This window comes from Meiothermus luteus (genome assembly GCF_003574085.1).
GTDB lineage: Bacteria > Deinococcota > Deinococci > Deinococcales > Thermaceae > Meiothermus > Meiothermus luteus.
The window spans coordinates 1-9,240 of the sequence record NZ_QWKZ01000104.1 but is presented as its reverse complement, the minus strand read 5'-3'; the positions used below and the strand labels follow the sequence as shown (position 1 = coordinate 9,240).

The 9,240-nt window shown below is 65.4% G+C and carries 7 protein-coding genes, 1 pseudogene and 1 riboswitch; of the genes and pseudogenes, 7 read left to right on the top strand and 1 reads right to left on the bottom strand.

Annotated features, from left to right (window positions below; genetic code table 11):
- Positions 1 to 428 (top strand): annotated as a pseudogene (locus Mlute_RS12640) (hypothetical protein); the annotation flags it as partial.
- Between the two features lie 42 nt (positions 429 to 470).
- Entirely contained in the window at positions 471 to 1,997 is a 1,527-nt protein-coding gene (guaA, locus tag Mlute_RS12635; protein ID WP_119360972.1) for a glutamine-hydrolyzing GMP synthase, read from the top strand.
- Between the two features lie 7 nt (positions 1,998 to 2,004).
- On the opposite strand, the gene Mlute_RS12630 is transcribed toward guaA, so the two are convergent.
- Positions 2,005 to 2,454 carry an SRPBCC family protein gene (locus tag Mlute_RS12630; RefSeq protein ID WP_119360971.1) on the bottom strand — a complete coding sequence of 150 codons (450 nt, stop codon included), beginning with the start codon at positions 2,452 to 2,454 and terminating at the stop codon, positions 2,005 to 2,007.
- 81 nt (positions 2,455 to 2,535) lie between these two features.
- Here Mlute_RS12630 and Mlute_RS12625 point away from each other — a divergent pair, with 81 nt between their 5' ends.
- The 5 genes from Mlute_RS12625 to trkA all read left to right on the top strand — a co-directional run bounded on the left by Mlute_RS12625 (position 2,536) and on the right by trkA (position 9,109).
- Positions 2,536 to 3,426 carry a nucleotidyltransferase family protein gene (locus tag Mlute_RS12625; protein WP_245958971.1) on the top strand — a complete coding sequence of 297 codons (891 nt, stop codon included), beginning with the start codon at positions 2,536 to 2,538 and terminating at the stop codon, positions 3,424 to 3,426.
- A 66-nt stretch (positions 3,427 to 3,492) separates the two neighbouring features.
- Positions 3,493 to 3,619, top strand: a riboswitch (SAM riboswitch).
- A gap of 161 nt (positions 3,620 to 3,780) precedes the next feature.
- Positions 3,781 to 5,064, top strand: coding sequence for an O-acetylhomoserine aminocarboxypropyltransferase/cysteine synthase family protein (locus Mlute_RS12620; protein WP_119360974.1), 1,284 nt, complete (start codon positions 3,781 to 3,783; stop codon positions 5,062 to 5,064).
- A gap of 23 nt (positions 5,065 to 5,087) precedes the next feature.
- Positions 5,088 to 6,224, top strand: a complete 1,137-nt coding sequence (gene metX, locus Mlute_RS12615; protein ID WP_119360970.1) for a homoserine O-acetyltransferase MetX — start codon at positions 5,088 to 5,090, stop codon at positions 6,222 to 6,224.
- Positions 6,225 to 6,287: 63 nt separating this feature from the next.
- Positions 6,288 to 7,652 (top strand): 30S ribosomal protein S12 methylthiotransferase RimO, encoded by a 1,365-nt coding sequence (rimO, locus tag Mlute_RS12610; protein ID WP_119360973.1) that lies wholly within the window; start codon positions 6,288 to 6,290, stop codon positions 7,650 to 7,652.
- 119 nt (positions 7,653 to 7,771) lie between these two features.
- Positions 7,772 to 9,109, top strand: coding sequence for a Trk system potassium transporter TrkA (trkA, locus tag Mlute_RS12605; protein WP_119360969.1), 1,338 nt, complete (start codon positions 7,772 to 7,774; stop codon positions 9,107 to 9,109).
- Positions 9,110 to 9,240 lie beyond the last annotated feature (131 nt).

Below are 9,240 nucleotides of genomic sequence, written 5' to 3'. Positions count from 1 at the left end.
CACCGCCCCCGCCCCAGACCACGCCTCCTCGCCGCATCCGCATTGAGGAGCGCACGGAGCCCCCCTTTGAGGTTGTAGAGCCTCCGGCGCGCCAGCGGCTTCGCTGGCTGTGGCTTCTTCCGCTGGTCTTGCTGCTGGGCGGGCTGGGCCTTTGGTGGCGCGGGCGTGCCCCTGACCCTGCCCGGCCTACCCTTTACCCGGTGGAGTTCCGGCTCGAGCCGCCTGGACCCAGGGCCAGCGTGGCCGTGCTGGAGGCCCCCGAGGGCTCCCAGATGCCGGTGGGCGTGGAGCTTGCGGAGGTGCCTGGGGTGGTGGTCTTTGACCGGCCGGGCGTTTACCGAATTCGGGTCCGCGTGCCGGGCCGAGTTCCGGTGGAGTCGCTGATAGAGGTGCCCAGCCCCGGTGGGGTGAGCATCCACCTGCGATGAAATGCGCTTGGCCGAAGCCGCCTAGGGCTTTATGCTGCGGGCATGAGTGTGGTCATCCTTGACTTCGGTTCGCAGTACACAAGGCTCATCGCCCGGCGCATCCGCGAGCTGCGGGCCTACTCGGTGATTCTACCGGGCACCGCGAGCCTGGAGCGGATTCAGGCCGAAAGACCGGAGGCCCTGATTCTCTCTGGTGGCCCGGCCTCGGTCTTTGACCCCGCTAGCCCTAGACCGGCCCCAGGGGTGCTGGAGCAGGGTTGGCCGGTGTTGGGCATCTGCTACGGGATGCAGTACCTGGCCCAACACTTCGGCGGCCGGGTGGAGCGGGGCGGGCGACGGGAGTACGGCAAGGCCCTGCTCACCTCCTGCCAGGGCCCGCTTTTCGCCGGCATAGAGGGGGAAGTGCAGGTCTGGATGTCCCACTCCGACGCGGTTACGCTTCTCCCTCCAGGGTGGCGGGTGGTGGCCCGTACCGAGGAGAACCCCATCGCGGCCATCGCTGCCCCCGACGGCTGCACCTTTGGGGTGCAGTTTCACCCCGAGGTGGCCCACAGCCCCAAGGGAATGCAGTTGTTGGAAAACTTCTTGGAGCTGGCTGGGGTTAGGCGGGACTGGACCCCTGAGCACACCCTGGAAACCCTAACCGCTGAGATTCGCGCCAAGGTGGGTCGGGAGCGGGTTTTGCTGGCGGTCTCGGGGGGCGTGGACTCCTCCACCTTGGCCTTGCTCCTTCACCGGGCCATCGGGGACCAGCTCACCGCGGTCTTCGTGGACCATGGCCTGCTTCGGCTGGGGGAGCGGCAGGAGGTGGAGCAGGCTTTGCGGCCTTTAGGGCCGGCCCTGAGGGTGGTGGAGGCCTCGGAGCAGTTTCTGGGGGCCCTCAAGGGAGTTGTTGATCCTGAACAAAAGCGCAAGGTGGTGGGCCGGGAGTTCGTCCGGGTCTTTGAGCGGGAGGCCCGGGCCCTGGAGGCCCAAGGCTGCCGCTGGCTGGCCCAGGGGACCCTTTACCCCGACGTCATTGAGTCGGCGGGGGGTGGAGCGGGTAGCGCCAACATCAAGAGCCACCACAACGTGGGGGGCCTGCCCCCCGACCTCCGGTTTGAGCTTCTAGAACCCTTTCGCTACCTCTTCAAGGATGAGGTCCGGGAGCTGGCCCTTCTTTTGGGGCTGCCCGAGCCCATTCGCCGCCGGCACCCTTTTCCAGGTCCGGGTCTGGCCATCCGCATTCTAGGCGAGGTAACCCCAGAAAGGCTGGAGGTTCTGCGTCGGGCCGACGATATTTTTATCTCCGCCCTGCGCGAATGGAACCTGTACGACCAGGTTTCCCAGGCCGCGGCCATCCTCACTCCGTTGCAGAGCGTAGGGGTGGTCGGGGATGAGCGAAGCTACGGGTATGTGCTGGCCCTGCGGGCGGTGACCACGGTGGACTTTATGACCGCCGACTGGGCCAGGCTGCCCTTGGAGTTTTTGGACGAGGTGGCCCGCCGGATTACCCGCCAGGTGCCCGAGATAGGCCGGGTGGTCTACGACATCACCAGCAAACCCCCGGCCACCATTGAGTGGGAATAGCCGGGGTTCAAGCCTCGCTCATTCGCTGGCTCATGTTGGCGAACACGGTCTGAATCAGCTTTTTGGCCTGGGCGTCCAGCACCCGTCCACCCAAGGAGGCTGCGGGGCCGCTTACGGTGGCCTGGCCCTGCCAGTCCAGCAGGGTGGTCTGGTCGCCTTGGTCAGTGACGACGGCGCTGGCGGTCAGGTCCACCACGCTGCCTAGTCCGCCGCCCCGTAGGCGCACCAGCACCTTGTTCTCCTCGGGCCGCGGCTCGAGCTCAATGTTGAACTTGAAGGTGCCCCGCACCGGGCCGACCGCCACCCCTACCGTGGCCACCATGTTTTTCTCGTCTTTTATCTCCACCGACTTTAGGTCGGGCAGGCAGGAGGCTACCTTCTGGGGGTCCTGGATGAACCGCCACACCTTGTCCGCCTCGGCCTGCACTTTTTCCTGTCCGCTGTACTCGAGCTTCATGGCTGCCCGTAGTCTAACAAGCCATCGGGCGTCCTTGGGAGTCCATTCCTGGGCACAATGCCCGCCATGTAGCATGGGCCTGTGGGGCTGGACGCTTTGGTGCTCTCGGCCGGGCGGGCCTCGAGGTTCGGGGCCCCGAAGTTCCTGCTGCCTGCCGGACCGAAAGAGGTGCTCCTGACGCGGGTGCTGGGCCAGGCCCTGAAGGTGGCCGAGGGGCGGGTGGTGGTGGTGCTGGGCCACGCGGCGGAGCTGGCCCATTGCGCTTTAGAGGCGTGGCTGGCCCGCCACCCTGCGGCGGGACGGGTCTGGGTGGTTGAAAATCCGGCCTACACCACCGGGCAGAGCAGCTCGCTGAGGTGTGGGGTGGAGGCGCTGGGGGCCTCGGAGGGGGCCTTGGTCTTCCTGGCCGATATGCCCGCTTTGGAGGAGGGGCGGCTTTGGGAACTCAGGCGGGCAGTGGAGGGCCGGCCGCCCTTAAGCCTGGCGGTGGCCCCCAGCGAGGGTGGGGAGCCCCGTCCCCCGGTGTTCATTGGGGCCGGGCTGTTCCCCGAGGTGGCCCGTCTGGGGGGGGACCAGGGGGCCAGGGCGCTTTTGCGGGTTTGGAGGGAGCGGGTGGTCCTTTTGGAGTGGGGCCGGGGGCCTTGGTTCACCGATGTGGACACCTGGGGGGAGTACGTAAGGCTGGCCCAGGCCCTGGGTTGGGCCAGCGAGCCAGTGGAGCCCTTTTTCCTCCAGTCGGTGGCCCTGGCTGAGGTGGCCGGCTGGATTGACGCGGCCCTCGAGGCGGGGGTGGCGCCTATCGCGCCAGGGGTTTTGCTGCTGCCTGGGAGGCATACCCGCTGGCTTGAGCTCCCCGAGCCTTACCGGGGTGTCCGTAGCCTCCTCGAGGGGCCGACCCCTACCCCCGAGGCCTACCTGGGCCTTTTGCGCCGGGCGGTACTCTGGCTTTTGCGGCGGGAAGCGGGGTGTTGACAGAAAGGGGCTATCCGCCTAGACTCTCACTTATCCGCGCCGGGGCGCGGCCAAAAAGCGACCGTTCTTTTATCCAGAGCGGTGGAGGGAACCGGCCCAATGAAGCCGCAGCAACCCACAAAAAGCTCCTGACCATTGCCAGCAGCTTTTTGCAGGGTGCTAATTCCGGCTCGGCCGCTGAGCCCTGTAGGCACACGGGGCTCAACGCTAGGCATAGCGGGCGGCTCGAGGAAGATAAGAGAAGGGGAACCTCGCAAGCGCATCCCCCTTCCAGTAAAAGAACGTCTGGTTGGGGGTTTTCTCCTACCCCCAAGTGTCCAAGCCCCCGCGGTAGGAGGCCACATGTCCGAAAAGCTGCGCTTCGAGACGCTTCAGCTTCACGCCGGCTATAGCCCCGATCCCACCACCGGTGCGCGCCAGGTGCCCATCTACGCCACCACCTCCTATCAGTTCAAGGATGCCGACCACGCCGCCCGGCTTTTCGCCTTGGCTGAGCCGGGCAATATCTACACGCGCATCATGAACCCCACCACGGACGTGCTGGAAAAGCGCATCGCGGCCCTGGAGGGTGGGGTGGCGGCCCTGGCCACCAGCTCGGGCCACGCCGCGCAGTTTTTGGCCGTGACCACCATTGCCCAAGCCGGGGACAACTTCGTATCTACCCCCAACCTCTACGGCGGCAGCGTGAACCAGTTCAAGGTCACCCTGCCTCGCCTGGGGATTGAGAGTCGCTTTACCGATAGCGCCGAAAGCGTGGACGATTTCATCCGCCTGAGCGACGAGAAGACCCGGTTTTGGTACCTAGAGTCGCTGGGCAACCCCGCCTTGAACATCCCCGACTTTGAGGCCATTGCGGCGGCAGCCCAAGAGCGGGGGATTGCCCTCATCGTGGACAACACCTTTGGCCACGGGGGCTACCTCTTCCGGCCGATTGAGTGGGGGGCCAACGTGGTGACCCACTCCGGCACCAAGTGGATTGGCGGGCATGGAGCGGCCATCGCAGGGCTCATCGTGGACGGGGGCAACTTCAACTGGGACAACGGCCGCTACCCCCTCATCTCCGAGCCCCAGCCGGGCTACCACGGCCTGCGGCTTCCCGAGGCGGTGGGCCCCCTGGCCTTTATCGTGAAGGCCCGCATAGACGGCCTGCGGGACCAGGGGCAGTGCCTGGGGCCTTTTGAAGCCTTCTTGCTGCTTTTGGGGATAGAGACCCTCTCCCTTCGCTCAGAGCGCCACGTGGCAAACACCCTGGCTCTGGCCCACTGGCTGCGCGAGCGGCCCGAGGTGGCCTGGGTCAACTACCCCGGTCTGGACGACCATCCGAGCTACGCCAAGGCCCAGAAGTACTTTGGGGGCCGGCCCGGTTCGGTGCTGACCTTTGGGCTCAAGGGGGGCTACGAGGCCGCCAAGCGCTTCATCAACCGCCTGCAGCTTGTTTCCCATCTGGCCAACGTGGGGGATACCCGTACCCTGGCCATCCACCCGGCCTCCACCACCCACTCCCAGCTCTCTGCTGAGGAGCAGCTTCGGGCCGGGGTAAGCCCCGAGCTGGTGCGCCTCAGCGTGGGGCTGGAAGCCCTGGAGGACATCCAGGACGACCTCAAGCAGGCCATGCAGGACAAGGTTGTGGCCGGATAAGGCCTCAGCTGGGGAGGGGGTGCATGACCGACCTCATCCAGGAAGCCTGGGGCGACCATGAGGCCCTGCTCATCAAGCCGCCCAAGAGCCGAGGACGGGTGCCGCCGCCGATGCCCGCGGAGGCCCGGGTGGACACCCAGTTTCGCCTGGAGTATGGGGGGGTTCTGCCCGAGGTGGTGCTGCGCTACGAGACCTATGGCAGCCTGAACCCTTCCCGCAGCAATGCGGTGCTGGTGTTTCACGCCTGGACGGGCTCGGCCCACCTGGCTGGAACCTACACCCCAGAGACCCTAAAGCGCCTCCCGGAGCTGGACCAGGCCTTCGGGCCGGAGGGCTGGTGGGACGAACTGGCGGGGCCGGGGCGGATGCTGGACACAGATAAGTACTTCGTCCTCTGCGCCAACCACATCGGTAGCTGCTATGGCTCTACTGGCCCCCTTTCCATCAACCCAGCGACCGGGCGTCCTTATGGACCGGATTTTCCTAAGCTTACCGTGCGCGACCTGGCCAAGGCCCAGGCCCGGCTGCTGGACTTTTTGGGGATTGAGCGGGTGAGCCTGCTTGGGGGGAGCTTAGGGGGGATGGTGGCGCTGGAGTTCGCCCTGATGTTCCCCGAGCGGGTCAACAAGCTGGTGGTCCTGGCCGCCCCGGCGGTGCACGGCCCGTGGGCTCGAGCCTTCAACCGCCTCTCCCGCGAGGCGGTGCGGACCGACCCTGCCTACCGGAACGGCTACTACACCGAGCAGCCTCTTGGCCTGCAGCTTGGCCGGGCCATCGCCATGCTTTCCTTCCGCTCCCCGGCCTCTTTCCGGCTGCGCTGGCAGGCCCACCCCGAGCGAGGGGAGAGCTATGTGCTGTACCAAGGGGAGAAGTTCGCCCGGCGCTTTGACGCCAACGCCTACCTGGTGCTTTCGGAGGCCATGGATACCCACGATGTGGGCCGGGGTCGGGGCGGGGTGGAGGCCGCGTTGCGTCGGCTTCGCGGAATTCCGAGTCTGTTCGTGGGCATTGATACCGACCTGCTTTACACCGCCGCCGAGGTGCGGGAGGCGGCCCTTTTGGCTGGGGGTCAGTACCGGGAGATTAAGAGCCCGCACGGGCACGATGCCTTCCTCATAGAGACCGACCAGGTGGAGACCATTCTGGGGGACTTCCTTTAGCCAAAGCGGAAAAGCCTGCTATACTCGGCGATGTTGCTGCGCCCTTGGCGCGCGGGAGAGGCAATGGCAGGCAAGGTCGGTTTTGTCAGTCTGGGCTGCCCTAAGGCCCTGGTGGACTCGGAGCAGATAATCTCCCGCCTTAGGGCCGAGGGGTACGAGACCGTGCCCACCTATCAGGAAGCCGATGTGGTGGTGGTCAACACCTGCGGCTTCATCACCCCGGCTGTGGAGGAGTCGCTTTCGGCCATTGGGGAGGCCTTGGCCGAGAACGGTCGGGTAATTGTCACGGGCTGCTTGGGGGCCCGCCCGGAGGTGATTCGGCAGGCCCATCCCCAGGTGCTGGAGGTTACCGGCCCTGGGGAGATTGAGAGGGTCATCGCGGCGGTGCATCAGGTGGTTCCACCCGACCCTAGCCCCTACACCGCCCTGGTTCCCCCCCAGGTCAAGCTCACCCCACGCCACTACGCCTACTTGAAAATCGCCGAGGGTTGCAACCATCGCTGCAGCTTCTGCATCATCCCCAAGCTGCGGGGGTCCCAGAGGAGCCGGGAAGCGGCCGAAATCCTAGCCGAGGCGGCCCGCTTGGTGGCCACCGGCACCAAGGAACTCTTGGTCATTGCCCAGGACACCTCGGCCTATGGGGTGGACCTGCGCCACCGCCCCTCGGTGTACGCTGGACGGCCGGTGCGGGCCCACCTGGTTGACCTGGTGCAGGAGCTTTCCCAGTTTGGGGCCTGGTTGCGGCTTCACTATGTCTACCCCTACCCCCACGTGCGCGAGCTGGTTGCGCTGATGGCCGAAGGGCGATTGTTGCCCTACCTGGATGTTCCCCTGCAACACGCCTCCCCCAGAATCCTCAAGGCCATGCGCCGCCCAGGGGGGGTTGAGGACCACCTCAGGACCATAGCCGAGTGGCGGGCCATAGCCCCCGACCTGGCCATTCGCTCGAGCTTCATCGTAGGCTTTCCGGGCGAAACCGAGGAGGACTTCTCGCTCCTGCTGGACTTTTTGCGGGAGGCCCGGCTTGACCGGGTGGGCTGCTTCACTTACTCCGAAGTGGAGGGGGCTGAGGCCAACGCCCTGCCAGGGGCGGTGCCCGAGGAGGTTAAAGAGGAGCGCAGGGGCCGTCTAATGGCCCTGCAACAGCGGATTAGCCTGGAGAAAAACCGGGCCAGGGTGGGGCAGACCTTGGAGGTCATCGTGGACGACTACGGCGAACTTCCGGGCCAGGTGGTGGGCCGCACCCGCTACGATGCGCCGGGGATTGACAACCAGGTGTACGTGGAAACCGATGGGACTGCCAAGATAGGGGACATCATCCGGGTCCAGGTGACCCGGGCGGGGGCCTACGACCTCTTCGGCCAGATGGTGGGCCGGGTCCCCTGGAAGCCCGCTGTACCGATGATCGTGGGGGCCAGCAGGGTGTAAGCTGTTGGCGGCAAGGCTATGAATCTTGTCACAGGCGGTCTGGCGGTTCTCCATAGCTTGTGGAGTCGGCCTCGAGAGGGCCTGTCCCTCTCGGCGGTCCTCTTGGGGTGGGATGGCCTATGTACATTGTGATTGCTGGTGGCGGTGAGATTGGCTCCCAGATTGCTAAAGCCCTCCACACCCAACACGACCTGGTGGTGGTGGACACCAACCCTGAGGCCAAGGAGCGGCTGGGCGGGTTGGACGCCCAAGTGGTGATTGGCAACGTAACCGATCCCGAGGTGCTTCGGGAGGCCAAGGTGGACCTCTGCGACACCTTTATCGCCACCACCAATTGGGACGAGGTCAACCTGATTGCCTGTATGTTGGCCAAAGGGCTTGGGGCCAAAGAGGTGCTGTGTTTTGTGGGCAAGCAGTCCTACGTGGACATCCTGACCGACCCGCGCACGGTGGAGATTCTAGGCACCCGCATAGACCAGGTCTTCTGGCCTCAGCGTTCCTTGGCCAAGGAGATTGTGGAGGTCATCCGGATTCCGGGGGCTGTGGATACCGAGCTCTTGGCTGGGGGGCGGCTGCGCTTTGTGGAGTACCAGGTGCGGGAGGGAGGGCCTTACGTGGGCAAGGCGCTGGGCCTTCTGGACTGGCCCGAAGGCAGCTTTTTGGCTGGGATTATGCGGCAGGGAAAGTTTATTGCCGCAACCGACCCGGAGTTTGATGGGCTGGTGGTTGAGCCCGAGGACCGCATCTTTTTTATGACCACACCCCAGGGTTTTGACGCTATTCAGGCCTGTTTTGCTCCCCGCGAGCGGGTGCGGCGGGTGATGGTGGTGGGGGGCGGAAGCGTGGGCTACATGGTGGCCCAGGAGCTTTTGAAGCACCGGCTCGAGGTCACCATCATAGACCACAACCCTGAGCGTTGCGCCTGGCTGGCCGAGCACCTTCCCGGGGCCCTAGTGCTGGAGGGGGACGGCACCGACCTAGAGCTTCTGGAGTCGGAGGGCCTGGACCATGTGGATGTGATGGTGGCGGTGACCGAAAACGATGAAAAGAACCTTTTGGTTTCGCTGCTGGCCAAACAGGTGGGGGTGCCCAAGGTGATTACCCGGGTCAACCGGGGCGAAAACCGCCGCTTGTTTGAGCATGTGGGCATTGATATTCCCCTGACCCCCCGCGCGGCTGCGGTGCGGGAGGTGGTGGACTGGATTGCTCCAGACAACGTGGACCATCTGGCCCTCATTGAGGACCAGGTAGAGCTTTTGGAGTTTGAACTGCCCCCCGATTTTCGCGAAACCCCTTTTGACAAGCTGCCCTTGCCCAAGGGCGCGGTGGCGGTAGCCCTCGAGCGGGGTACCCGGGTCTACCTGCGCTCCCCGATGCTGGCCGCAACGGGCGGCGACAAACTACTGGTTCTTACCGATCGACAGGTAGCCCATGAGGTCCTGGCCCAGGTTCGCTAAGGCCAAGGCGGCCAACCCTATCCCGGTGGCCACCTACATAACCGGCACGGTCTACCTGGCCTTGGGAGGGGTTATGGGCCTTCTGGCCTTGGTGGATGCCCTGCTGGGGGAGGATGCCCGGGGGTTTCTTG

Excerpts from the sequence above, each read along its gene's own strand:
- guaA (WP_119360972.1), top strand. The coding sequence starts at position 471 with ATGAGTGTGGTCATCCTTGACTTCGGTTCGCAGTACACAAGGCTCATC.
- Mlute_RS12630 (WP_119360971.1), bottom strand. The coding sequence starts at position 2,454 with ATGAAGCTCGAGTACAGCGGACAGGAAAAAGTGCAGGCCGAGGCGGAC.
- metX (WP_119360970.1), top strand. The coding sequence starts at position 5,088 with ATGACCGACCTCATCCAGGAAGCCTGGGGCGACCATGAGGCCCTGCTC.
- rimO (WP_119360973.1), top strand. The coding sequence starts at position 6,288 with ATGGCAGGCAAGGTCGGTTTTGTCAGTCTGGGCTGCCCTAAGGCCCTG.
- trkA (WP_119360969.1), top strand. The coding sequence starts at position 7,772 with ATGTACATTGTGATTGCTGGTGGCGGTGAGATTGGCTCCCAGATTGCT.